This is a genomic window from Flavitalea antarctica (assembly GCF_054461535.1).
Genome location: NZ_JBTLQG010000048.1, coordinates 1 through 26,023, shown reverse-complemented (window position 1 = coordinate 26,023; position 26,023 = coordinate 1). Strand labels below are relative to the sequence as shown.

At 44.1% G+C, this 26,023-nt stretch carries 22 protein-coding genes; 6 read left to right on the top strand and 16 right to left on the bottom strand.

Annotation, left to right across the window (positions count from 1 at the left end; genetic code table 11):
• Window positions 1–189: 189 nt before the first annotated feature.
• Together ACX0G7_RS25245 and ACX0G7_RS25240 are read right to left on the bottom strand one after the other, a co-directional pair.
• Window positions 190–2,967, bottom strand: a complete 2,778-nt coding sequence (locus tag ACX0G7_RS25245; RefSeq protein WP_458926319.1) for a family 78 glycoside hydrolase catalytic domain — start codon at window positions 2,965–2,967, stop codon at window positions 190–192.
• A gap of 77 nt (window positions 2,968–3,044) precedes the next feature.
• A complete protein-coding gene (locus tag ACX0G7_RS25240; protein WP_458926318.1) occupies window positions 3,045–3,419 on the bottom strand; it encodes a winged helix-turn-helix domain-containing protein in 375 nt (124 codons plus the stop codon).
• 202 nt (window positions 3,420–3,621) lie between these two features.
• Between ACX0G7_RS25240 and ACX0G7_RS25235 the strand changes: the two genes are divergently transcribed.
• Window positions 3,622–4,347: a hypothetical protein gene (locus tag ACX0G7_RS25235; RefSeq protein ID WP_458926317.1), complete on the top strand. Its 726-nt coding sequence runs from the start codon at window positions 3,622–3,624 to the stop codon at window positions 4,345–4,347.
• Between the two features lie 122 nt (window positions 4,348–4,469).
• Complete coding sequence (locus ACX0G7_RS25230; RefSeq protein ID WP_458926316.1) at window positions 4,470–5,396, top strand: sugar phosphate isomerase/epimerase family protein; 927 nt, start codon at window positions 4,470–4,472, stop codon at window positions 5,394–5,396.
• A gap of 110 nt (window positions 5,397–5,506) precedes the next feature.
• Here the strand turns inward: ACX0G7_RS25230 and ACX0G7_RS25225 are convergent, their stop codons facing one another.
• Complete coding sequence (locus tag ACX0G7_RS25225) at window positions 5,507–5,974, bottom strand: hypothetical protein (RefSeq protein WP_458926315.1); 468 nt, start codon at window positions 5,972–5,974, stop codon at window positions 5,507–5,509.
• Window positions 5,975–6,183: 209 nt separating this feature from the next.
• Here ACX0G7_RS25225 and ACX0G7_RS25220 point away from each other — a divergent pair, with 209 nt between their 5' ends.
• Together ACX0G7_RS25220 and ACX0G7_RS25215 are read left to right on the top strand one after the other, a co-directional pair.
• Window positions 6,184–7,206 carry a sensor histidine kinase gene (locus ACX0G7_RS25220; RefSeq protein WP_458926314.1) on the top strand — a complete coding sequence of 341 codons (1,023 nt, stop codon included), beginning with the start codon at window positions 6,184–6,186 and terminating at the stop codon, window positions 7,204–7,206.
• A 2-nt stretch (window positions 7,207–7,208) separates the two neighbouring features.
• Window positions 7,209–7,922 carry a LytR/AlgR family response regulator transcription factor gene (locus ACX0G7_RS25215; protein ID WP_458926313.1) on the top strand — a complete coding sequence of 238 codons (714 nt, stop codon included), beginning with the start codon at window positions 7,209–7,211 and terminating at the stop codon, window positions 7,920–7,922.
• Here ACX0G7_RS25215 and ACX0G7_RS25210 read toward each other — a convergent pair.
• The 10 genes from ACX0G7_RS25210 to ACX0G7_RS25165 all read right to left on the bottom strand — a co-directional run bounded on the left by ACX0G7_RS25210 (window position 7,912) and on the right by ACX0G7_RS25165 (window position 19,898).
• Complete coding sequence (locus ACX0G7_RS25210) at window positions 7,912–9,669, bottom strand: ABC transporter ATP-binding protein (RefSeq protein ID WP_458926312.1); 1,758 nt, start codon at window positions 9,667–9,669, stop codon at window positions 7,912–7,914. The genes ACX0G7_RS25215 and ACX0G7_RS25210 overlap by 11 nt on opposite strands.
• 19 nt (window positions 9,670–9,688) lie before the next feature.
• On the bottom strand, window positions 9,689–10,318 hold the full coding sequence (gene trhA / locus ACX0G7_RS25205; protein ID WP_458926311.1) for a PAQR family membrane homeostasis protein TrhA: 630 nt from the start codon (window positions 10,316–10,318) through the stop codon (window positions 9,689–9,691).
• 34 nt (window positions 10,319–10,352) lie between these two features.
• On the bottom strand, window positions 10,353–12,398 hold the full coding sequence (tkt, locus tag ACX0G7_RS25200) for a transketolase (RefSeq protein ID WP_458926310.1): 2,046 nt from the start codon (window positions 12,396–12,398) through the stop codon (window positions 10,353–10,355).
• A 185-nt stretch (window positions 12,399–12,583) separates the two neighbouring features.
• Window positions 12,584–13,534 (bottom strand): nitrilase family protein, encoded by a 951-nt coding sequence (locus tag ACX0G7_RS25195; protein ID WP_458926309.1) that lies wholly within the window; start codon window positions 13,532–13,534, stop codon window positions 12,584–12,586.
• Between the two features lie 67 nt (window positions 13,535–13,601).
• The gene (locus tag ACX0G7_RS25190) at window positions 13,602–14,033 is read right to left on the bottom strand and encodes an SRPBCC family protein (protein WP_458926308.1); all 432 of its coding nucleotides are present in this window, start codon (window positions 14,031–14,033) and stop codon (window positions 13,602–13,604) included.
• Between the two features lie 134 nt (window positions 14,034–14,167).
• The gene (locus tag ACX0G7_RS25185; protein ID WP_458926307.1) at window positions 14,168–15,082 is read right to left on the bottom strand and encodes a sugar phosphate isomerase/epimerase family protein; all 915 of its coding nucleotides are present in this window, start codon (window positions 15,080–15,082) and stop codon (window positions 14,168–14,170) included.
• 109 nt (window positions 15,083–15,191) lie between these two features.
• Complete coding sequence (locus tag ACX0G7_RS25180) at window positions 15,192–16,193, bottom strand: 4-hydroxyproline epimerase (RefSeq protein ID WP_458926306.1); 1,002 nt, start codon at window positions 16,191–16,193, stop codon at window positions 15,192–15,194.
• 88 nt (window positions 16,194–16,281) lie between these two features.
• Window positions 16,282–17,763, bottom strand: coding sequence for a serine hydrolase (locus tag ACX0G7_RS25175; RefSeq protein WP_458926305.1), 1,482 nt, complete (start codon window positions 17,761–17,763; stop codon window positions 16,282–16,284).
• A gap of 97 nt (window positions 17,764–17,860) precedes the next feature.
• Entirely contained in the window at window positions 17,861–18,694 is an 834-nt protein-coding gene (locus ACX0G7_RS25170; RefSeq protein ID WP_458926304.1) for an aminotransferase class IV, read from the bottom strand.
• A 1-nt stretch (window position 18,695) separates the two neighbouring features.
• Window positions 18,696–19,898 carry a DmpA family aminopeptidase gene (locus tag ACX0G7_RS25165; RefSeq protein ID WP_458926303.1) on the bottom strand — a complete coding sequence of 401 codons (1,203 nt, stop codon included), beginning with the start codon at window positions 19,896–19,898 and terminating at the stop codon, window positions 18,696–18,698.
• Between the two features lie 56 nt (window positions 19,899–19,954).
• On the opposite strand from ACX0G7_RS25165, the gene ACX0G7_RS25160 reads away from it, so the two are divergent.
• Window positions 19,955–20,365 carry a DUF6157 family protein gene (locus ACX0G7_RS25160; RefSeq protein ID WP_458926302.1) on the top strand — a complete coding sequence of 137 codons (411 nt, stop codon included), beginning with the start codon at window positions 19,955–19,957 and terminating at the stop codon, window positions 20,363–20,365.
• Window positions 20,366–20,554: 189 nt separating this feature from the next.
• Here the strand turns inward: ACX0G7_RS25160 and ACX0G7_RS25155 are convergent, their stop codons facing one another.
• The 3 genes from ACX0G7_RS25155 to ACX0G7_RS25145 all read right to left on the bottom strand — a co-directional run bounded on the left by ACX0G7_RS25155 (window position 20,555) and on the right by ACX0G7_RS25145 (window position 24,536).
• Window positions 20,555–21,328: an acyl-CoA desaturase gene (locus ACX0G7_RS25155; protein WP_458926301.1), complete on the bottom strand. Its 774-nt coding sequence runs from the start codon at window positions 21,326–21,328 to the stop codon at window positions 20,555–20,557.
• 213 nt (window positions 21,329–21,541) lie between these two features.
• Window positions 21,542–22,819: a UDP-N-acetylmuramoyl-tripeptide--D-alanyl-D-alanine ligase gene (locus ACX0G7_RS25150; RefSeq protein WP_458926300.1), complete on the bottom strand. Its 1,278-nt coding sequence runs from the start codon at window positions 22,817–22,819 to the stop codon at window positions 21,542–21,544.
• A 136-nt stretch (window positions 22,820–22,955) separates the two neighbouring features.
• Window positions 22,956–24,536: an SUMF1/EgtB/PvdO family nonheme iron enzyme gene (locus tag ACX0G7_RS25145; protein WP_458926299.1), complete on the bottom strand. Its 1,581-nt coding sequence runs from the start codon at window positions 24,534–24,536 to the stop codon at window positions 22,956–22,958.
• A 177-nt stretch (window positions 24,537–24,713) separates the two neighbouring features.
• On the opposite strand from ACX0G7_RS25145, the gene ACX0G7_RS25140 reads away from it, so the two are divergent.
• Window positions 24,714–26,023 (top strand): hypothetical protein (locus tag ACX0G7_RS25140; protein WP_458926298.1); only part of this gene is annotated, 1,310 nt, incomplete at its 3' end.

The window sequence follows — 26,023 nt, the reverse complement described above, 5'->3', positions numbered from 1 at the left end:
CATATATCGGTTGTATTACTTCATACCCGTTGTAATAGTTCGGTAATAAAGGAAAAGTATAAAAATGCGGACGGGATATTCTCAGCACTTACAGGTCCGTTCAAAATAGATGATAACCCTGAAGGTGGAGATACTTTGACAATGCCTGCAAATTATTGTTTTATCGTGAATCCGGGAGCCTATCGGCCGCTATTTTACCAGTATAGTGTATTTCCCTGATTTGATCGGAATCTGATATTTCCCGTTCTCATGAGAAGCAGGGTTAAAAGCATTTTTGGTTTTGACAGTTTTGCCGTTTATGGTAATGATCGACTCCTTCGTAGCAGGTACAAAAACTGTGGCTGTTGAATTTGGAGGAATCTGTACGGTCAGTTCAAAAGTTCTGTTGCTTTTTCTCCACTCACTGGCAATGACTCCATATGGTGACCGGAAACTACCTTTTACAAAATTAAGATCTCCAACAGGTTCCGGCTTTATGATTACATGTTTGTAAGCGACAGAGCTGTCTGACTGGCTGATGCCTGCCAGGCCATAATAGAACCATTCCATGATATGGCCGAGCATGAGGTGGTTATTGGATACTTCTTCCAGGGCCGGCCATGACTCCGTTAAAGCTGTCGCCCCTTTTCTTAGCTGGTATCCATAGCCGGGTACATCGTCACGGGCATTCATATCAAACAATAGATCTGATGCCCCTGCGGCATGAAGTGCGTCAACCAGGAAGTGGTAACCTATATCTCCAGCCGTTAGTTTTTTACCGTTTAGATTTATAGAATCCACCATATTCTTAAATACGGCGGATCTATACTTTTCTTCTACAAGGCCGACCGATATCGGCATAGACATCGCCGTCTGACTCCCTGTGGAATAGATTTTGGTTTCTGTATTGAAAAATTTCGTGTTGAATGCTGTTTTAATTTCATTTGCTTTTTCTCCAAGTCGTTTGGCTTCCTCACGTTCCCCAATCAATGCTGCCATAGTTGATAGCAGTGATACGTCATAAAAATATATTGCAGTGGCCGTTAATTCTTTTGGCGTCAGCTGTGCTTCGCCGGGAGATTTTGGTCCGTAATCAAACCAGTCACCAAGTCCATGTGAAAGAATGTGGTTCTTCGATTTACTTTCCAGGTAAGCTATATACCTGGTCATCATCGGAAAGGCATCACGGATCACATCAATATCGCCATACCACTTGTAGATCTGCCATGGCAACACCACAGACGCACTTCCCCATTCAGGTGAATCCCTGAACCCGCTTTCAAAGGGCACAAACTCTGGTGCTATATCGGGCACAAGCCCTTCGTGAGTCTGCGCATCAATCATGTTGTAAACAAGATTTTTGTAAAGGTGGTAGATGTCCAGGTTGTAATGAATGGATTTACCCATCAGGTAATCCTGTTCAAGCCAGCTCAGTTTCTCACGATGAGGACAATCAGTAACAACCGATTGAACATTTGATTGTATAGCCCATTTGATCAGCGTATCGATCCGGTTAAACAGGACATTTGAGGATTGAAAGCTCCCGGTCTGAGGCGCTGAGCTACTATTATGTAATACTTTCAGATTGATAATTCGTGCAAGATCCTGGCGATCAGAAGACCCGGACGCTGGTAGTGCACCTTCCACCAGCACATATCTGAATCCATAATAGGAGAAAGCCGGTCTCCAGGTTTCTATGCTATCACTGCTTAATGTATAACTAAAATAATATGGACCTCCCGAAGCTTTTTGATTAGGGGCAAGTTCTTTGCTTAACAGTTCGGCTGGTGTAAGTTTAATAGTCTGACCCCGTTTCCCTTTTACCTTTATATCAATGACTCCTGAGGCGTTCTGCCCAAAGTCGTAAACAAAAATGTCTTTAGCCGGCTGAATGATATTCTTTACTTCAAAGCTGTCCTTGATAACAACGGGATAAATGAATTCTGCTTCCAATGAACCCTTTGGAGGTTTAACAGCCAGTGCGTTTTTCCATCCTGAATCATTGAAGTCTTTATTGTTCCAGCCGGCTTGTTCAAGCCTGGCATCATAGTCTTCTCCACCAAATATGCTGCTATACGTGATAGGCGATGGCGCAGTTTTCCAACTGGTATCCGAAACAACTGTCATAATACTCCCATCCTGGTATTCGATTTTTATTTTGCATATCATTTTAGGAAAACCAAAAGCAGTTACAATTTTGAAATACCTTTCACGGTTGATGTAGTAGAAACCATTTCCCACTATCACGCCGATCGCATTTCTTCCGTTTTTTATTTGCGGGGTTACATCCAGCACATTATACTGAACCCTTTTGTCGTAGAAGGTCCAGGCAGGTGAAAGAAAGCTGGTGCCAACCTTCTGACCATTCAGCATCAATTCATACTGGCCAAGCCCGGTAATGTAAGCTGTTGCCTTACTAATCTTTTTTGTAGTAATAAACTCCTTTCTAAACAATGGGACAACGGCTCTCTTCAATGCCTTATCGCCTAATTTTTTTGCGTCGGGAGCATGAACGCCCGGAACCACAAGCATTGAATCAGGTAGTTCTTCAAATCCTATCCAGCGGGCATCATTCCAATCATTGTCTGTAAATAGCGCTGTAGTAAAACTATCTATCTTACTCTGATAACGCTTTCCGTGATCATCCCATCCTGTTACCAGCCAGTAGTATGAGGTGCCCGCTGACAGTGGCTCTCCCCCGTATGGAATATTTATTGAATGTCCGGACCGGATCTTACCACTGTTCCAGGAATTAGCAACGCCATTTTCAAGTGCACGGTATGAGTCGCTGACCTGCACCTTGAATGCAGATTGGGAAAAAGCCTGCTGAGACGTTCGATATTGCCAGGAGAAGCGCGGAGGTTTGTGATCTACGTTGTTTGGACGGCTTCGATTGTTGCAGAGGAGATTAGATATTATGGTAGGCTGGCTAAGCGCTGAGCAGACATATAACGCAAAACCGAAAGTAAGCAACAATCTTAAGATCATAAAAGCTTAGTTATTCCGAAAAAATGAACACTAAACTTAATGAAAATAACCTGTATAGATAGTTTTACCCTTACGGTTTATATATTTAAGCTTTTAGATTCTGACTCAAGGAACCGAAGAAATTTTCTTCGCACGTTGTTATACATGGCGATCATCTTTTTTGCTTCCGGGGTGATAACTGATCCGCCACCATTGCTTCCGCCGGTTTGGGGTATCACCATTGGTAAGACAGAATTTTCGTTCAGCGTGCTCACCAGTTCACTCGCCTTTTTATAAGACATTCCCATTTGGAGTGCTGCCTGCCTGATAGAACCGGTTTTATCAATCAGGGTAAGCAGTTCGACAGGCCCTGGACCAAAGTAACGGTTGCCATCACATTCAATCCACACTGTTCCTACTATAGAATACCGGCTGTCTTTCTTAAGAATTCTTTGTGTTTGTATTGATGCCATGTCAATTCTTTTTCCGTTACAAGATAGCAATAAATGAAGGTGAAATCTTTAGTAGATCCGGGCTGCAACAATCGCGGGACCGGGATCCTTCAAAACATTTCATTCACTGTTTTTTGCGATTCAGGCCCAAATTACCCGCAGTCATCTGGATGCCCGTCTATATAAAATTTATGATCCTTTAATTGCATGAAAATTAAATCAGATGGCAAGTTCAGGCAATAATGTACCACAATACCATGGTCTCGATTCAATGTCACAAAACGTAAGCAATATCGCCGCTGACAGCAGTTATTCAAGTCCGGGAAAGATCAGCCTTGGGTCAGTAAAAATCCGTGTTCCTTCAAATGAAACGCTCGGAATAATTGCAATGATCTGTTCCCCGTTTCTATTCGTTGAAATGCTTTCAGATCACAAATTCGGGCTTAAGAATACCCCGGCGGCTGGTATTGCCGATCTTATATATATGACCGGATGGATTTGCAGTATACTGGGACTTATCAGGCAGGAGGCAACGGGTAATAAACTATGGGGCAAAAGATTACTAAGACTAAATCTTATTTTTCTCGGTGTTGCCTGTATCTGGAACGTATGGTCAGCATTGGATCCCGGCAACAACTCGACCCTCTACCGGATCCTGGATTTTTTCTGGCCAGCGAGTAACACCTTGCTATTCATAACCGGTATTGTTATCGTAGCTCAGAAAAAACTTACCGGGTTCAGCAGGTTCACCCCGGTAATAGCCGGGTTCTGGCTCGGCTTTGCTATCCTGTTTAGTGTCGTCGCGGGTTTTGAAAGTGATCTCAGTTTTTATACAATAGGTGCGTATTCGGCCATAGCATGGTTTCTTCTTGGCTTATCAGTTTACAGGAGTGAAAGGACAATGTACAGAGTGAAAGGGCTTGAACCTGTGGATTTCGGAATCCGGTAATGTTCCCGGCAGCTTTGCCGGGGACCGGTTGATAAAAACGGTAGACAAACTCTTTGGGATTATCCCGATAAATAAATGATATTGCCATGCGTAAGATTATTAAATGATAAAAATGCAAATCGATGCTTAACCGCAGGCAGGCAATGAAGTTGCTGGGACTCACCTCCGCATCTACACTCAGTTCATTCACTGGCAATGCTATCACATCACCCGGGCTTAGGGTAGACAAATTTGGATATTGTCTTAATATGGCTACACTGAGGGGCCATAAACTCGGCTTTGTAAAAGAGCTGGAAGTTGCTTCAAAGGCAGGGTTTACAATGGCAGAGATATGGGTTGACAGCCTGCAGGAGTTCCTGGCAAAAGGTGGAAAAATTTCAGAAGCTAATAAACATTTACAAGGATCTGGCATCACCGCGGTGAATGCAATTGGCTTTGCCAAATGGATAGTTGATGATGATGAAGTGAGAAAGCAGGGGGTAGAACAAATGAAGAAGGAAATGGACCTGTTGGCACAGATCGGCTGCAAACGGGTAGCAGCTCCACCTGTAGGGGCAACTGATAAAGCCGGGTTAGACCTGAGGAAAGCCGCGGAGCGGTATCGGGCGATCCTAGAATTAGGAGATCAGTCGGGCGTGGTTCCCCATCTTGAATTATGGGGCTTCTCAAAAAACCTGGGCACAACGGCTGAGGTAATGTTTGTTGCGCTTCAAAGTGGTCATCCATCAGCAAGAGTATTGCTGGATGTTTACCATTTATACAAGGGTGGATCGAGTATTGAGACACTTCCCCTGATCGCTAAAAAAGCAGTAGATATCATTCATATAAACGATTATCCGGACAAGCCAAGAGACACCATACTTGATTCTGATCGCGTTCATCCCGGCGATGGCATCGCTCCGGTTAAAAAAATACTCGATATTCTCAACGATCCTCAGAAACCACTCATCATTTCAGAAGAAGTTTTCAACGCTGCCTATTACAAGCAGGACCCGCTGACGGTGGCAAAAACGGCTATGCAAAAAATGAAAAAGATAACCGGCGAGTGATAAGAATGGATAAAAACCGGGCTCTTCATTGGTGAAGTACCCGGTCTGAATCTACGGCTAAGTAGTGATCAACATAAAATTGTAACTGGGCTTTCGTAACAATAAACCTGTTAAGTATTGGTTTTGCTCCCTCCACTTAATGCCGCAAGTTTCTGCGTTTTATTTCCTTCGGCGGAATAATAAAAGCTCATCGCTCCACTGGAAGATTTTTGCAGTGCCAGTATTTCTTTTACCGGGATAACCATATCAGAGGCTTCTCCATCGTGATCCTTAAATTTCCACTCTTTAACTACTTGTCCCGCCTCGTTTTTTAAGGTAATCACCCTGTTTTTTCCCACTTTGGATGGCGCATTACACTGCATGTACCTGATCACCAGTTTGTCAGAAACATTTTTGTCCGTAAGTGGAAGTGTTTTAAGGTCCAGTGGATCTCCCAGGGATTGCCTCACAAGAAGTTTGTCATTCAGGTAGATCGCATAACTGTCTACACCACCGAAGGCAGAAGCTGCCAGTGGCAGTGAAGCAAAAAGGAGCAGCATGGCTTTTACAATGATTAATGGTCTGACTAGTCTTTTCATACAGTTTAACTTTAAAATGAGTAATAATATTTTCGAGACAAAGAAATCGAAGCCATCACGCAACAAATAATTTGTTTGACTATCTGCTACAAACTATTGATGACCTGTAATCCAGGTTGCAAATGAGGCCGCGACTGCAGCTCATCAAGGAAAAATTACTTTTTGGATAATTGCAGGGAAATATTGAGGGGTAAAGCGTAACTTAAAATGTGCATTTCGTATGGAAATATAAACTCGACCACCTCGCGTTCTGGTTGGTTACCATTGTGTTCTATGCCTTTAACCGGGCGCACGTTATTCAACAGGCTGGTTCGGTTTATTACCTGGTTGATGTGGTGGTTCACAACCTGTTGCTGGCAGCAGTTTGTTACCTGAATATCTATTATTTGTTTGAACGATATTTTAAGAAAGACAGGTATCTCTTATATTTTCTATCGGTCGTATTGCTGCTGCTGATGTATACAGCTTTGCAAAACGGTTTTGATACCTGGCTCAGTACCCACCTAACTAATCTGACGACCCGTAGAAGTTTTTTTTTCAATACCTATTACAACGCATCCATCGGGATCTTTTACCTGGCTTTTACGCTTTCGCTGGAACTAAGTAAACGCTGGTACAGGCAGCAATTGTTATTACACCAGATGCAAACGGAAAAATTACAGGCAGAGCTTGAATACCTGAAAGCACAGCTTAACCCGCATTTTTTGTTTAACTCAATTAATACTATCTACTTCCAGATCGATAAATCAAATCTTGAAGCCAGGGAGTCTCTCCAGAAGTTTTCGGAACTTCTAAGATACCAGCTATACGAATGCAATGAAGATAAGATCCCTATTGAGAAGGAAGTAAGTTACCTCGAGAGTTATGTTGATCTTCAGCGGCTGCGAAAAAGTGATAAGCATTCCATTATATTCAACAGCGATGATAGCGCGAGAGATTTTTGTATTGCTCCTTTGCTTTTGTTACCCTTTGTTGAAAACGCTTTCAAGCATCTTTCCAGTTCTGTAGATGTAAAAAATACAGTTGAAGTTAACCTCGCCCGGCAAAACGGATCTTTCCTCTTCAGCGTGGTTAATTCTGTTGATCCCCCATCAGCGGTAAAGAAGAAACCAGGGATAGGGCTGAAAAATGTAAAACGAAGACTTGATCTATTATATGACGACAAGTATAAGCTAAACATAGAACGACGGGATGCTACTTTTTTAGTTGAACTACAGATTCAGATATCATGACAATGAAATGTCTTATAATAGATGATGAACCCATTGCCTGTAAGGGAATGAAAGAATATGTTTCCCAGATTGAGTTCCTGGAACTTGCCGGTATATTTGCAGATCCGTTGCAGGCATACCAGTTGCTGGATAGTGGTGATATCGACCTTATTTTCCTGGACATTGAAATGCCCCGTTTATCCGGAATAGATTTTATCAAATCACTCAAAAAAGTGCCCGCAATAATATTCACCACTGCTTATTCAAGCTATGCTCTTGAAGGTTTTGAACTGGGTGTTGCTGACTATCTCTTGAAGCCGATATCTTTCCCCCGATTTTTAAAAGCTGTCAACAAGGTGAAGGAATTACATTCGGTGATGCGGCCCGTAATGGCTCCTGCCACTGAGGAAAAAGGAAGTTTTTTTATTAAGGAGAATGGCGTTTTTGTAAAAGTCTATTATGACGAAGTATTATATGCAGAGGCGTTGCAGAATTATGTTGCTATTCACCTTGCGGGTAAAAAAATGATTACATACATAACGCTTAGTATCCTGGAAAAACAGCTTCCTGACACCATCTTTATGAAGGTGCACAAATCCTATATTGTTTCACTTCAAAAAATAAAAGCAATCGAGGGTAACACCGTCCTGATAGAATCTGCCCAGATACCGGTGAGCCGAAATATGAAAGATCTGCTGATGCAGAAAGTGGTAGATACCAAACTTCTTAAACGCTAGTGATTGCTCTTCGTTCTCCAACCTGCTGCCGCCACATGGAATAATACAGGCCTTTTGCAGCAAGCAGCTCTTCATGCGAACCTGATTCGGCAAACTTTCCTTTTTCGAGTACATAGATATTATCGGCATGCATGATGGTGGATAACCGGTGTGCTATCAGGATTGTCATCTGCGACTTGCTGCCGGAAATATCACGGATGGTGCTTGTAATTTCTTCTTCCGTAATCGAATCAAGGGCTGAGGTAGCTTCATCAAAGATCAGCAACCGGGGTTTTCGCAGCAATGCTCTTGCAATCGATATGCGCTGTTTTTCTCCACCGGATAATTTCATACCGCTTTCACCAAGCAAAGTATTTACCCCATGAGAAGCCTTGGCGATAAGGTTTGTGGCGGATGCTCCTTTTAGTGCATTTGTGATCTCCTGGTCGGTAGCAGTCGGCTTAACAAACAGGAGATTGTCTTTAATTGATCCGGCATATAATTGCGTATCCTGGGTAACAAAACCGATCTGTCTCCGGAGTGGATTGTACTGAACCTGGGTAGATAATATATCATTAAAATAGATGGCGCCGCTTACAGGTGTATATAGACCGACAAGCAGTTTGACCAGTGTTGATTTGCCAGAGCCTGATGGTCCAACAAACGCAATAGTTTGTCCGCGATGTATTGCAAAAGAGATCTGGTCGATTGAATTGTATCCCGCGGTTTTGTGCCGGAACACGACGTTATCAAATCGCAGGCTCGACAAGTCATCAATCTCAATGCTGTTCTCGGGTCTCTTCTCCACGGGTTTATTCATCAGCCGGTCAAAGGTATTAAGTGAAGCATCAGCTTCACGGTATAGAATGATCATGTTCCCAAGTTCCTGCAGTGGAGTAAATATCGCAGTAGATATAAATTGCATGGCAATTAGTTCCCCTGTACTCAGGATCTGCCGGAAAATGAGCCAGAGAAGAATAAAGAGAATAGATTGCTTGAGCAGGTTCAGCATATTGCCCTGCAGGAAAGAAAGCGTGCTTACTTTCTTTGCTTTAACCATTTCAAGATTATATATTTTCAGGGTTTGTTCATTAAGCCGCCTGATTTCAGGGAATGTAAGTCCGAGACTTTTTACCAGTTCTATATTTCTCAGGCTCTCCGTTATAACGCCGGCCTGTTTATCCGTCTCCCTGTTTATCGATCGTTGTATTCCTTTTATTCTTTTTGAGATAAGACCTGTCAGTGAACCCAGCATCAGGACCCCGACAAAAAACACAGGCACCAATAACCAATTCCGGTTGAGGCTATACCATATTAAGAAACCAACTCCGACCAGCGAAGAAAAAACTACATTGATAAATGAATTGATAAAACGTTCAGCATCTGTTTTTACTTTTTGCAAAACAGACAGCGTTGTACCGCTACGACTTTCTTCAAATTCCTGGAATGATAGTCTTAAGGTCTGCTTAAGCCCATCATTGAAAATGTTCATCCCGAATTTTGCTACTGTGCGTCTTGTCAGATATTCCTGTAGTGCCTTGCATAACCTTGACAATACCGCGATGCCCAGCGCAATCAGCAGCCAGTACAGTACCCCTTTGATCAGTTCATCCTGTGGAAGATTGTTTTTATTGGTAGCGTAATCATCAATGATCTTTCCGAATATAACGGGATCCAGCAGGTTTAATAACTGTGCAGCTGCCGCCAGGAGTAGCGAAAAGAAAATCAGCGTACGATTTGGCTTCAGGTATTTCCAGAGTATTTTCATCGGTACATTTTTTAAGCTTTTACATAGAAAGCAAAACAGCCACATAGTGGCAAATGGCTGCTGCAAGCACAAAGGCGTGCCATACCGCATGAGTGTAAACAAATTTATCCCATATGTAAAATATTACTCCGATTGAATATAGTACTCCTCCAATAATGATAAAAGTCAGTACGCCGGCCGGCAACGCATCAAAAAAACGACGGCCCCCAACAAACAGGATCCATCCCATCAGTATATAGATGATGGTAGACAAAATTTCCAGTCTGCCGGTAAAATAGATCTTGAAAAATATCCCGATGATCGTAAGTCCCCACAATATACTTAGCAGGCTTATGCCAAATGCGTTATTCATGTAGACGAGCAGGAAGGGTGTATATGTGCCCGCTATCAGGAAATAGATACTGATGTGATCAAGAACAAGAAACTTTTTTTTGATGGCCGGCTCTTGCGCGAAGTGATAGATAGTTGAACACGTAAACAGGAGCAGGAAACACAAACCATAGATACCAGAGCCAATTACCCCGGGAATATTATTGTGCGAAGTGGCAATACCTGTAAGCACAGGTAGCCCACTGATCCCGAAAAGAATCCCGAATCCATGTATTAAGCCATTGACTATTTCCTGCTTCCGTGAGTATGTACCCTGCATCTATCGAATCAATATGTTCGGCTTGTTATGAGTGCTATTTTTTAAAGAGCCGCCTTGCACGTTCACAAACGTTTTCTACCGTGAATCCAAAAAACTTCATTACTTCTTCTCCAGGGGCCGACAGGCCAAAACGATCGATGCCGATGACATCACCCTCTGAAGTTACCCATTTGTACCAGCCAAAGGTGACCCCTGCTTCTATAGCCAGTCTTTTTTTGATCTGTGGCGGAAGCACAGTATTGCGATAGGCTTCATCCTGTTGCTCGAACAATTCCCATGAAGGCATGCTGACCACCCTGGTTTTTATTCCTTCCTTTTCCAGGATCTCTGAAGCGCCCACAGCCAGTTGCAACTCGGAACCGGTGCCAATCAAAATGAGGTCCGGCTGTTTATCTGATGGGTCAATGAGCACATAGGCCCCTTTTGCAACGTTAGTGGCAGGTGCATATCGATCCTGGTCGATGGTCGGCAGTTTTTGCCTTGTGAGAATTAAAGCCACCGGCCCGGTCATATTTGTCATGGCAATCGCCCACGCCTGTACGGTTTCATTTGCATCCCCGGGCCTGATAACGGTAAGATTCGGCGTCGCCCTCAATGAAGTAACCTGTTCAACCGGCTGATGGGTTGGTCCATCTTCGCCGAGACCGATACTGTCATGGGTGAAAACATAAGTGACAGGTGCCTCGGTAAGTGCGGCGAGACGAATGGCACCACGCATATAATCCGAAAAATTAAGGAAGGTGCCACCGTAAACTCTCACGCCATGGTGACTCGCCATGCCATTCATAATTGCGCCCATTCCATGTTCACGGACCCCGAACCAGATATTTGTATGCTGGTAACTACCGGGTTGAAAACTTAGTTCACCTTTCACAGGCATTTCATTCGAGCTGGCCAGGTCAGCGGATCCGCCGAGCAACCAGGGAACCGTTTTCTTTATCGCTTCAAGCGCTTTCCCGGATGCCTGCCTTGTGGCAAGGCCCTCACCTGCCTTGAAAATGGGGAGATCCTTGTTCCAGCCTTCGGGCAATTTGCCGGTAAATGCCTGTTCAAGTTGTTGCCCTTCGATAGGATAGGCCTCTTTGTAAGCTTTAAATGCATCCTGCCATGAAGCCTGCAATTCTTCTCCATGACGACCGGGAATCATCAGGTGTTCTTTTACTTCTCCAGGTATATAGAATGTCTTTTCAGGATCCCACCCAAGCTTTTCTTTCGTTTTCCTGAGATTTTCATCACCCAATGGATTTCCGTGCACTTTGCTTGTGCCCTGAAGCGGGCTGCCAAAGCCGATGATGGTTTTTACAGAAATGATCGATGGCCGGTCTTTTTCCGTCTGTGCATTTCTTATCGCCTCTTCAATGCCCTTTAAATCGTTGCCGTCTGCAACGCGCTGCGTGTGCCAGTCATAGGCCTCAAAACGTTTGAGAACATCTTCTGTGAAGGCAAGGCTCGTTGGGCCATCAAGTGAAATATCATTATCATCATACAGGAAGATAATTTTTCCCAGTTTAAGATGACCCGCCAATGATGCAGCTTCCGCTGAAACACCTTCCATCAGGTCGCCATCGCTGATTATGCCATAGGTATAATGATCAATAAGCTGATGGTCCGGCTTATTATAAGTAGCGGCAAGAAATGCCTCGGCCATTGCCATACCTACTCCGTTTGCAAAGCCCTGTCCAAGCGGGCCGGTAGTTACTTCAACACCGGGGGTTAACATCGATTCCGGGTGCCCGGGCGTTTTCGAATCCAATTGTCGGAACTTTTGCAGCTCCTCCAGTGGAAGGTCATAGCCAGTCAGATGAAGGAGGCTGTATAATAGAGCGGAACCGTGACCTGCCGATAGAATAAAACGGTCCTTATTCTGCCAGTTGGGATCTTTGGGATTGAAGCGAAGAAATTTAGTCCATAGCACATATGCCATGGGTGCCGCACCGAGGGGCAAGCCGGGGTGGCCCGAATTGGCCTTTTGAACCGCGTCTGCCGACAGGAAACGAATGGTATTGATGCTCAATTCTTCTATGCCTGCCTGTGCGGATGATTGTTTACGTTTTACTTCTGAAGTAGACTGATTATTCATAATGAATTATTTGGTGTGATAACGGGAGCAATGGTTGAAGGGCAAAAGTATGAATAACATTTTTGCCCCGGTTGTATCCGGTAGTGATAACTCTCATCAAAAAATGATCCGGCGGCATCAGAAAAAAAAACCTCGCTGCGGATCCAGCGAGGTTTATGTAGAAATTTCCGTTTTATATAATCTGATCAGGCATCTTTCAGCCACACGACTTTTTGTTCAGGCACGTGCTCCTGGCCAATGATGTCACGATACAGGTCAGGTCTCCTGGCTTTGAGATAGCGATAGCCTCCCGCCTGGGTCAGTTTTTCGGGAATGAAGACTGAAGTAGTGAATTCATCATCAAAACTCCTGCACTCTGCTACAATATCGCCGAATGGATCGAGGATCATCGAACATCCGTTTTTCAGCTGATCATCATCCATTCCGATAGGGTTGGAGAATACCACATATACTGCGTTGTCATAGGCCCTCGCCGGCAGCCACTTCATCAACCAGCCTCTTCCTTTCATCCCGTCAAATTCAAGTCGCAGGGACGTGGGATCATTTTCACGGTTTTCCCAAAGACCAGGATCAACGAAACCCGCCCCGGGCCTGGTAGAAGGCGTGCACATAGTAACATGCGGCATAAAAATGATATCAGCACCAAGCAACTTTGTGGCCCTTACATTTTCAATGATATTATTATCATAACAAATCAGGATACCACATTTCCAGCCATGTATATCAAACACGCAATAGGCATCGCCCGGTGTGAGATGAGGGTTAATAAAAGGATGTAACTTCCTGAACTTCGCTACGAGTCCGTCTTTATCGACACAGACATAAGCTTTGAAAAGATTATCATCCTCGTCTTTTTCAAACAGGCCCGCAAGAACAACGATATCGTGCCTTCGGGCAATCTCCCTGAGCTTCGCAATACTTTCGCCTGTAGGAATATATTCGGCTACCTGAAGCATTTGTTCCTTTGATAACTTTCTTGCGAAAGTATAACCGGTGATGCTGCACTCATGAAAAGCAATAACCTGCGTTCCTTCAGTAGCTGCCCTGGCTGCAAGCTTATCTATCACCGAAAGGTTATAAGCTTTGTCTCCACTTCTATGCTCAAACTGAGCCGTAGCCACTTTTAATTTTTCCATCGGAGCTGATCATTTGACTGGTTAATTTACCATAATTTGTTTAGTTGCGGAGATGAGTCAGCTGCATTTAACCTGCTAGTGATTCAGTGTATTTTTTGAAGTTATTGAGTATTGCCTGCCAACCATCGCGCTGCATTTCAATGCTGTTTTCGCTTTCCGGGTCAAAAGTTTCCACAACCTCCGTTGTGTTGCCATTGCCGGTGAATGTGACATTTACTTTCCTGCCATCTGGCATGGTATATTCGATCACTTTAAAGTCTTCTACATTATCGTAAACGCCTTCAAAATCGAATCCCCAGCTGCCATCTTTCGCTTCCATTCTTGAGCTGAACTTCCCACCGGCTCGCAGGTCATTCTCAGCCCTGGGTGTATGCCAGTCGTCTGATGCACTGTTCCATTTGGTGATATGTTCTGGTTTGCTCCAGGCCTCCCAGACTTTTTCAACAGGTGCATTGACCGTTGTCCTGATGGTGATGGCTTGAGTTGTTGATGTGCTCATTTTGATTAAGTTTATCAGATGATTATTTAGTTTGCTTAACAAAATTAAATAGCAATATCATAGCCGCACGTGGCGTGATCTGACAATTGAGGGGTGAGTTTACGACAAAGTACAGTTAAGAATGTCGAGGCCGTTTATACAAAATATTTCAGGATCTCAGCAGGGTATTGCGCAAGTGCGATTTCAGGTTCTTCAATTTCGGGGTGCCATAGTTTTTCCCACTCAAAGCTGTAATAGCCCTGGAACCCGCCATTCTGTAAAAGCTGTATTGATTCACGAACCGGTGCTTCGCCTTTACCCAGGATCCGGTACTGCACCTTGCCATCCTTAATAACACCATCCTTCACGTGCACATGATGAATGTATTTACTGATGGCTGGATATATATCGGCAGGCGCTTCTTTGGTAACTGACCATGCATTCAGAATGTCCCAGATCAGTCCGACCTTTTTAGTATCCACTTTTTCCATTACATACAAGAGATCTGCTTTGCTTACGAGATCACCGTGCGATTCCATCAATACCTTTACTTTCATTGATTTTGCATAGGACCCTAGTTCACTAAGCCCTGAAACGATAAGGTCAAGAACAGCCTTCTTTGTATCATCTTTCGGCAGGTTATTCGGGAAAACCCTGATATAAGGACAATCAAGCTTTTCTGCAAGGTCAATATACCGTTTTGCGTCATCGATGTTTTTTTGCCGGGCCGCTTTTTCAGTGTGATGCATTGCTGCAGATGAACCCAGGTCAACAAGCTTTATTTTATTTTGAGCAAGGATGTCTTTTGTGGATCTGATATTGGCATCGGCGAATTCTTTGATTTTTGTAATGTCTATTTCGCGTTGAATGGCCCGGATCTCAATTCCCTGGTATTTATAATCCACTGCAAATTTTACAATTTTTTCGAACGTCCAGTCCGGGCAGCCGAGAGTAGAAAAGCAAAGTTTTTTGTTAACTGCAGGTGGTTGAGCAAAAGCAGATGTAAAGGGTAAGGAAGCGATGGCTAGTGCAGATTGTTGGATAAATCTGCGTCTGGTTGAATGACTCATATGAAAGCATAATTTATAGTCAACTAAAATAATGAATTCTGCCAGCATTTGATCAATGCATTTATCCGGGGCCAGTTGTAGGTAAACTGCTGGTACGATCTGCAGACTGTCAGATCACCTGGAAGCCGTGTGCATAGGGGTCGTCGTCATCAATGATGATCGTATTATAGCCGGTAACAATTGCCCAGCCCTCAATGCCGGGAATGATAGCGGGTTTCCCGTCTATAGTGGTTATATCTTCTATGGTACCGGTAAATTTCGAACCAATAATACTTTCGTGAACAAACGATTCTCCTTTTCTAAGCTTGCCTTTTGCAAACCACTGAGCCATTCTTGCTGAGGTTCCGGTTCCACAGGGTGAACGGTCGATAGCCTTATCACCATAAAAAACTGCGTTTCTTGCAGTGGATGTTGGATCAAGGGTAGAGCCGGTCCACATTACATGGCTGCAACCGGAAATATGTTCGTTTTCGGGATGTATGAATGTATATTTTTCGTTTATGCGTGACCGGCAGATACGACTCCAGGAGATAAGCTGGTCCGCATTGTATTGATCAATGCCTTTGAAGTTTGCCTGCGGATCAATGATCGCATAGAAATTGCCACCATATGCCACATCTGCGGTTAAGGTGCCAAGGTCCGGACATTCAAAGGTTATGGCTTCAGCCGCAAGAAACGATTTCACATTGGTAAGTTTCACAGACCTTACTTTTTTGCCTTCCTGCCTGTATTCAATGAGCACGAGTCCGGCCGGTGTTTCCATCCTCAGCACTCCAGGTGTTTTGGGGGTTACCAAACCTTCTTCAATAGCTATTGTAATCGTTCCAATAGTACCATGACCGCACATGGGTAAACAACCACTGGTCTCGATAAACAAAACACCGATATCATTCAGCGGGTCAGAGGGCGGATACAATATGCTTCCGCTCATCATGTCATGTCCCCTTGGTTCAAACATTAAGCCCTTCCTGATCCAGTCGAATTCCCGGAGAAAATGAAGTCTTTTCTCCATCATTGAATTGCCATTGAGCATTGGCCCACCACCTGCTACAAGTCTCACAGGGTTTCCACAGGTATGGGCATCTACGCAGAAAAATTTCTTTACAGCCATCAATATGATTTTGTCGCCGGTAAATTACGGATTTTGAATGATGGCCGGAGGCTGATTTCGAAGTCGTCACACAAATGGGGCAGGGGTGTTATTCAATCCTTTTTGCAGTGGTTTTCTGCCCGTTCTGATGAAGAATTACCCGGTCCACCTTGTCACCGGTTTTTAAAAATTCAAGTTTGGCCTCAAAAAGCTTTATGAAAAATTCATTCTCAGATTCAGGATATACTTCAAAGGTTGGTTGATTGGTGGCACCTGCTTTGAGTTGATTACCATCGAGGCTTATGGTAAGATTAAACCCCGGGTTAATTTCATATTTGCCTGTATAAGTTTTAAGAACTTCGTTGCTGACGGTCGCCAGCTTTTTTACAACAGGGTTATAAAATTCTTTCCAGCCGTAGACCGATGCAACACTGTTGATGATCTCATTAAGGATAGCTCCATTGTCAGAGTTAACCATCACAACTACACCATTTCCATTTTCAAGGTCACCGAAATACTGGCAGCGATAGCCTTCATTCGCGCCGCCATGAGAAAAGTAAGTGGCATTCCCCTTAGTCATAATAAAAGCACCAAGGGCGGCTTCCTTATTGACCACCGGTGTCAGTCTCAGGCGTGTTATTTCCTGTGATAATACTTTGGATGATTTTCCCTGGTAAGACAATTGAGTTTCTATGATATACCTGGCAAGGTCGGTCGGGTTCGTCCAAAGTCCTGCTGCTGCCTGTTCAGGGTAAACATGGTACTTGCCTTTTATTTCATTGCCATTCGATTTGTAGCCAGTAGCAAGCAAAGCTTTTTTTGACGCCGGTGCTGGCTGATCGTAAAAGCTGGAGTTCATACCTAAAGGCATCAACACTTCCTCATACATATAGCGGTGATAAGGTTTTTTGCTCACATCAGAAATGATCACCTGCGAGATGGTAGTTCCACCACCCGAGTATTGAACACGGGTAGCGGGTGCAAATTGCGAGCGCACTGCTTTTGTATTTGCGGGCGCCTTTCCATCGAGCACCTGGTAAACAGTGGGTATGGTATCCGTTACTTCATAGCCGGGAAATCCATGGACAGTGAGTCCTGCAGAATGACCAAGGAGGTTGGCGAGCGTAATTTTTTTATTTCCTGATACAGAGTCATACGGAAACTTCCAGGTACTCAGATAATTATTGATGTCAGTATTGAGATCGAGCTTTTTTGCCTGGACCAGTTTCATTGCACCGACTCCATTCAATGACTTACTGATCGAAGCCGCCTGGAACAAGGTTTGGGTGGTTGCGGGAATATTGGCAGCAACATCAGCCATTCCATAAGCTTTGGCCCAATCGATCCTGTAATCTTTGATAACTGCAATGCTTACAGCCGGGATCTTGTGAAATTTCATTCTTTCCTCAATAGTGAAACCCTTCTCACCTTCAACCCGGTACCAGCTGCCAAGGCTGGTCTCCACTTTCGAAATTCGCGATAAAACTTCAGGTGAATAATTTTCCTGTGAGAACAACTTGCCTGACAGCCCGGCTATGATGATGATCAACAGCGCGATGAACTGTTTTCTTCGGGAAGCAAAAGGGTTCATATATATTGATTGAATTACCCTAATGTAAATCTAAATTTCAGAAAGCCTTTTATTAAATGAAGACTGGTCACTCACGCACTGCAAATGGTCAGAAAGGTCAGTCAACCATGTGCTGAACTTCCTGTATCAATTCGTCGAGCTTCAGTGCGAGGCTCCTGGTGACAGGGCCAGGTTCACCATTGCCTACGGGTCTATCGTCGACCTGGATAACAGGCAGAATGTTTTTGGTAGTACTGGTGATAAATATTTCTGTTGCTTCAAAGAGATCATTAAGTGTGATATCGGCTTCAGCAACCGGATACCGGTGTTCAAGGTTCAGCAATTGTTTGCGGATAATACCTTTCAACACATTTTTTGCAGGCGTAAGAATCTGGTTATCTTTTGTAACTATGAATAGGTTTGAACGTGGACATTCGGTTACAAGCTTGCCATCATGATATATCACGTCCTGTGCCTGCCTTTCTTCCAGGTACGGTTGAAGCCAGACGGCCATCAGGTAATCTATTGTTTTTATCGTGGGCAACTGGCGCTGGTGCCTGTGCGTTATAACATTGATTCCGTTCGTGTGATAAGCTCCATAGGTAGGTAACGGCGTATGGGTAATAACCAGGTTTGGCGCACCCATCCGGAATCCGTCAGGAGAATTTCCCCCGGTTAAAAGGATCTTTATACCGGAGTCAGGGATATCATTTATTTCAATGAGTTCATGGATCATGCCTTTAACCGCTTCCTTCGAAAAGTCGATGGGCAAACGCATCGTGGCCGCGGAACGGTAAAAGCGTTCAAGATGATCTTCAAGAAATATCGGCCTTCCGTTCAGGATCTTGAAATAATCAAAGATTCCATACCCGCGTTGCAGCGCAAGATCATTGATGCCGATGGTGGCTTTCGTAACATCGAACAGGTTACCATTGACTGTGCAGTATATCATATTATTTGTTTATCCGGTTGTATTTTTTCATGATGGGTAATACAAGATCCAAAGGTAGTGGTTCCACTTCGTGTCCTTTAAAACCCTTCAATCTTTCTGCTGTAAATAAAGAGTTGATGATGGCTTCTTCGGTTGCTTCAATTGCTGCCATAAATAAAGGCGTGATAAACTCGTTGTGTAGTTCAGGCTGGATCAACAGGGGCTTGTCAGTGCTATGTGGCACCCGCAAGGAATCATTTGTTGAAAATGCAATTACATAATCGCCACTGCCGTTTGAAGCTATTCCGCCCGTTTTAGCCAGTCCCATAAAGGCCCTTTTTGCGAGCCTTTGAAGGTTGCGGGCTGAGATCGGTGCATCTGTGGCCACAACTATCATACAGGATCCATCTACATTATTCAATAACTGGTTGCTGAAACTGAACTTACCGAGTTCCTTACCCACAGGTACACCCGAGATTTCCAGTACACCGCCAAAGTTTGTCTGCACGATCACTCCGACGGTATATCCCCCAAGGTTTGATGGCAATTTTCTCGATGAGCTACCAATGCCACCCTTAAAACCAAAACATACTGTACCGGTGCCTGCCCCAACATTTCCCTGCTCCACCGCTCCGCTTCTCGCGCCGGCTATGGCTGCCAGTACATGCTGCCTGGTCACATGTCTTCCCCTGATATCATTTAACCAGCTGTCGTTGGTTTCGCCAACAACCGCATTTACAGATTGCACATTGTTATTGCCGGGTTGGCTGATCGTGTAGTCAAGGACAGCTTCAATACCCGCAGCAACAGACATCGTGTTGGTAAGTATCAGCGGCACTTCAAGTGTTCCGAGTTCAGCCACCTGTGAGATACCCGTCAACTTTCCAAAACCGTTCCCAACAAAAATGGCAGCAGGTACCTTTTGTTGAAAAATATTACCGCTATAGGGAACAATGGCGGTGGCCCCGGTTCTTATTGAATCACCTTTAATGATCGTGGTATGTCCCACCAATACTCCCGGAACATCAGTGATGGCATTCCATTTTCCAGGCTTCATTACACCGATCGTTATTCCATGTTCCCTGGCTGTTTTTTTTGCCTGCGAAGAAACTTCCGAAAAATGAAGCAGTAGCACGATCACTGGCAGGAATTGTTTTCCGCGGTCCCGGAGATTGTCCCTGCTTGTATCCATGAAACGTCCGAAGGCGGATGGGTTAGTTCGCATGCTGTAAATATATCAAGAAGAAAGAAATGTATTTTTGAAAAAGAAAAGCCTGAGAGATGACCACCACCAATTATATCAATACTTTTATATCAGTGGCTGAAGACTGCCCGGTTACTTCAGCGGAAACCCCGGTGAAAAAAGGAGATAAGGAGACAGCTGCAACTTTGCAATTCGAAATGATCAGGAACAATCCATATAAATATGATTCTGATTCAGTTATTTTTCACGTTTATGCTGTAAAAAATGAATTGACAAAATCTGAATTGAAGGCAGCCAGGGAAATGCTCTTTGCAAAGGGGCAGCCTTGTTTGCGCGCTTCACCACTTACAAAACGTTATGGATGGGGCGTTCATAGCAATGAAGATGGTAAAGTGGCCATCTATGCGGTGGAATCACCGGAATACGACAGGTTAAAGAAAGACAAAAATCTTGATCAGATTAAAGCCATGCGCTCACAAAGGAAATAATGCCTTCACAAAAGAAATATCGCGCTCACAAAAGAAATAATGCGCCTATAAAGGAAATAATGCGCTCACAAAAGAAACAATGCGCTTACAAAAGAAGCGATGCGCTTACAAAAGAAGCAATGCGCTCACAAAAGAAATAATGCGCTTACAAGGGAAGTAAAAAGACAAATGGCCGGAACAGGCTTTTCCTTAAAAGTCAGGATCATGATCATGACCACCGCTGGCATTCACAAGGGCAGGTTGGGCAAACCTGATAATTCCCATCCATTTCAGCAATAAGATAACGGGGTAAGTGGGATCCACTTCATGCCAGCGTTTACCAAAGTTTACGGAACCGGGAAACTTGTGGTGATTATTATGATATGATTCTCCCATCATCAGTATGTCAACTGACAACAAATTCATAGAAGTATTTTTCACCTTATAGTTTATATATCCGAATTTATGTGCATACCAGTTGATGATAGCTCCATGCACAACGCCCATTGAAAATACAATTGGCAATAACAGGTACCACCACCATGAAGTAGCGAAGAAGTAGAAGAAGGCAACATAAGCTGCGATCCAGATAAGTCTTGAAAAGCTCGAATGAGCAATTTTATCGAACCATCTCCAGGTGGGGACGTTTTTCGTGAATCTGTCTTCGACCACCGTTTTACCGGTGAAGATGTCGCTATAAACCCGGTGGGTTTTTAGCATCATATCAACTACATGCTTGGAATATATAGGGGAATGCGGATCCTTTTCAGTATCCGTAAAAGCGTGGTGCATGCGGTGCATAATACCATAAGCCCTTGGACTCAGGTAGGATGATCCCTGGGTGATCCAGGTAAACACATAAAAAAACTTTTCCCAGAATTTATTCATCTTGAAAGAACCGTGTGCTGCGTAACGATGCAGGAAAAAGGTTTGAGAAAAGAGAGAGAGATACCAGAGAACGATAAAAAAGATCAGAATTGTCATTGATAATATTGATTGGACTATTGCTGTTGTAATTACAACCAAAACGCTGTATAGTTCGGTTTAATGTCTTTATTCAACCGGACGCGAAATTAAATCATCTTAAGGAAAGAATATTAGTCTTAAGGAAAGATTAATATCTACTTAACCGGTAGCGCTTAGTATTTGCAATTTCTAGGCCGGAGTCCGACATCCAGGTTATTTTGATCGCTTCAGTTATTTGATCACTTCTTCCATCTTCATGCTCCGGGAACCTTTCACAAGCGTTGACGAACCATGGTGATCCTGGCTTCTGTACCAGGCTGCGGCTTCTGAAGCAGACTGGTAAGTCATATATGGAGATTTTATCTCTGTAAAATCACCACCTACGAGTATCACATTTTCCCACTCATATTTACCGATGAGCTCAATAATATTTTTGTGTTCAGCAACACTGTCCGGGCCTAACTCGGCCATGCCACCAAGAATAAGCGTTTTTTTGTTACCTGGCATAGCTGCAAAGTTCTCAATGGCTGCCTTCATGCTTGTTGGATTTGCATTATACGCGTCGAGGATAATATCTGCACCATTTTGCTGAATAAGCTGAGACCGGCTGTTTGATGGAACATAATTTTCGATTGCCTCACGGATCTTGTTATCATCCACGTCAAAATACTTACCGACAGCAACTGCTACCAGTACATTAGGGAGATTATAATCACCCACAAGGTGAGTATCGATCCGCTTGCCTTCAAAACCCGATACAAAAACTACTGAAAGAAGCTTCTGACTAGCATCGGCAATCCCCGTGACGGACGCATCATGGGTACCATAGGTCACTATTTCGTGAATACCTTTACTCATTTCGCGTAAATAGTCATAATCCCACATCACAAAGGCAGTGCCTTCGTTTGTCCTGAGAAAATCATACAACTCGCCTTTACCTTTCCGAACACCTTCTATACCGCCAAATCCCTCGAGATGCGCCTTTCCACAATTTGTGATTATCCCGTGTGTAGGCAGGGTATATTTACAATAACCTGCAATTTCCAGTAAATGGTTTGCGCCCATCTCAATAACGGCGATCTCTGCGTCGCTTTTTACCGCAAGGATAGTGAGTGGAATGCCGATATGATTATTAAGATTGCCTTTCGTGGTATAGCAACGAAATTTTGAGGACAAAACGGCATGGACAAGCTCTTTGGTGGTTGTTTTGCCATTACTGCCGGTGATTGCAATAAACGGTATGTTAAAGTGCTGACGGTGGTGTTTTGCGAGGTCCTGCAAGGTCTGTAGCACGTCTTTTACCAGGATGATCCGGTCATTATCAGCAAACATTTGTTCATCGGCCACCACATATTCAGCTCCAAGGGCCAGAGCTTGTTCCGCAAATTTATTTCCATTGAAATTCGGCCCCTTAAGGGCAAAAAACAGATCTCCTTTTTTTAAGCTGCGGGTGTCTGTCTGGGGTGACGGATATTTCAGGTAGATTTCATACAGTTCTGCGATGTTCATATTTATCTAAGTATATAGAAATCAAAGTTAAGGCTCATATTCAAAACATTGGTCCTAACCGTCACGGCCAGAGGTTAATTCCAAAAAAAAAAGCCCTCCCGTACGTGCGGGAAGGCTTTGTCAGATATATCGAAAATTACTTTTTCCGGTTATTCTGGCGTCTGACTTTGTAGTTGATACCAGTTTTACGACCATTACCTTCAGGGCTACCCAGGCGGTCCATTGCGCAACGGAATCCAACAGTGCTGCTTGCCTGATCTTCTTCAAGGAAGCGGCGGGTACCGGGAGACAGGTAATAAGGGCGATCGTTCCAGCTTCCACCTTTGATAACTCTTGATTTATCGCTGATCAATGTTGTAAGACCATAACCGCGACCTGCAGTTGAATCATAGCTAACACCTATCAACAATGAGTCACCATCGAGGTAATTGATAACATTTCCTTTTTGATAGTTACGACGGTTTTTGCTTTCCTCATCAGTAACATATTCTCTTTTTACACGGCCAAGGCTGTCTTTTTCAAACTCGCCGTCAGCATTTCTTACGTCTTTTTCGAACCTGTTACCACGGAAAGGAGAAACATCATCCTGGTCAACAGGGGAAAGCGGACGATAAACGTCACCAACCCACTCATTTACGTTACCAGACATATTATATAATCCAAAAGCATTCGGGAAGAAAGCATCAACTGGTGCTGTGTAAACGGCACGGTCATTCAGACCACCGGCAACACCCATGTTATCACCATTACCTCTTTTAAAGTTGGCCAGGAAAGTACCCTGCCAGCTGCCACGGCGGCCATCACGTAAACCATTTACATTCTGGCTCCATGAATAAACCTGTTTGTTTGTGATCAACTCCTCACCACGTTTGCCTTCTTTGCGGCTTGGTGAAGGGTTTTGACCTACAAGCGCCCATGCAGCATATTCCCACTCAGCTTCGGTTGGAAGACGATAACCTGGTAAAAGGATACCATCTTCAAATGTAACCTGGGCACGTGGGGTACCGTTTGGATTCTTTAAAGGATTCTTTTTGGAACGAACTCCGGGTCCTGGTGTTGGTGTTGTTAAACCCAACAGGTAGGATTTGGTATTGAAGCTTTCGCCACCCTGGCCCTGGATATTCTTAAGTGTGTTCTTATTGATGAATTGTTTGTCGATCAGCGCTTTTTCGTTTACGCGATCGGTTCTCCAAAGACAGAAATCTGAGGCTTGTCTCCAGGTTACACCTACTACAGGGTAGTAATTGTAAGACGGGTGACGGAAATAATACTCAACCATCGGCTCGTTGTAGGCAAGTTCGCTTCTCCAAACCAGGGTATCTGGTAGGGCACCTTCGCGGACAGCCTTGAACTCATCTCCTTCAAATACATTGTTGATCCAGTACAGGTACTCACGGTAGTGAATATTTGCAACTTCAGAACGATCTATATAGAAGGAGTTGACAGTCTTACGGGTTGGAATGTTGTTCCAGTCAGACATAACGTCTTCCTCGGTCGCACCCATCTGGAATGTACCACCCTGAACAAACACAAGGCCGGGCCCGGTTCTTTGCTCTTTCTCACGGGAGACCTGGTAGCCACCCATGTTTTTGTCGTTGTAATTCCAACCGGTCACGTCGGAAGACTCCTTTTTCTTTCCGAACAGCTTGCCGTTCTTACACGAAGAAGTGGCGACAGCGGTGCAGGAGAGGAGAATTAATAGGTTTTTCAGGTTCATTTGATAACTTTTTTGCCTTTGGTTCAATGTTGTTAAACGTCGTATTAAAAGAAATATTGTAGAGTTTTTCGGCAGTTTTTACTTAGAGTCAAGGTTACGCGAATATAGTAACAATACGTAAATTAGGGTTTATGGAGTTGGGCTTCCAACGTTAAAAATGAACTATTTTTGGTTGTAATGACCCTGCTTAAGAGAATCCGATGGCTGATTACCTGTTTACTGGTTTTTTCCAGCCTGCCTTCTTTTTCGCAGCGTTCTTATTCAAACTCCTCAGTACTTTCTTCCGGCAACTGGTTCCGTTTAGCAGTCACAGAAGCCGGCGTTTATCGTATTGATCTCAATTACCTTACCAAATCCGGTGTAAACACTTCAAATCTTTCCTCTGCTTCTTTCCGGCTCTTTGGCAACGGCGGTGGAATGCTGTCCGAAGATCCGGGCAGCCTCTACACAGACGACCTTGTCGAAAACGCGGTTTATATAGAAGATGGAGGAGATGGAATTATCAATGGCAATGATTACATCCTTTTTTATGCCAACGGACCGCACAGGTGGATGAATGTTCCGGCCACAAAGACTTTTTCGCACGTCAAAAACCTTTACAGTGAGGAATCTTACTATTATTTCTCTTTCGGAGGAACAGGCAGGCGTATCCCCACCATAAATAATACAGCTACACCGAATGTGGAAATTTCCGGGTTCGATGGCCGCTACTTCCACGAACTTGACACTGTAAATTTTCTCAGCAGCGGTAAACAATGGTATGGAGAAGAATTTTCAAACAATCCCGGAAAATCGCTGAATCTTGTTTTCAACCTGAACTTTCCGAATCTTTTGCCCGGCCCGGGCTCAGTTTCAACAAACCTGATTGCCAGGTCATTTAATACCGGTAGCCGCTTCTCTTTAAGATTGAATAACCAGGCCCTGGGCCAGGTGGATCTTCCGGCAGTTGGTAACGGTATTTATGACGCGTTCGCAACGGTCCGCAAAACCGATTTAGGTTTCGCAACCCAGGGATCGTCTCCAAATCTTACCCTCAGCTTTGATTATGCGACAGGCAGTGTCAATTCACAGGGGTGGCTGGACTGGTTCGAAGTATTTGTTCGCCGGGAACTTTCCATGAATGGTGTAAATCAGCTCTTGTTCCGTGACTGGAACTCTGTGCAGCCAGGGAACATAGGGCGGTTCAGAATCAGGAACGGCAGCGCCCAAACAAGGGTTTGGGATGTTTCTAACCCGGTTTCGCCAGTAGCGGTTCAAACAGGTACGGCAACCGACGGGATCCAGTTTACAGGCGACTGTTCGGCTCTCCGGGAATATGTGGCATTTAATAATTCCGCTTTCCTGGTTCCCCAACAGGCAACCAGGGTGGAAAATCAGAATCTGCACGGCAGCCAGTTAACGGATTATATTGTTATTACCAGCCCGGCCTTGCTTGCGCAGGCGAACCGACTTGCCCTTTATCATCAGCAAAGAGATCAGCTCAGGAG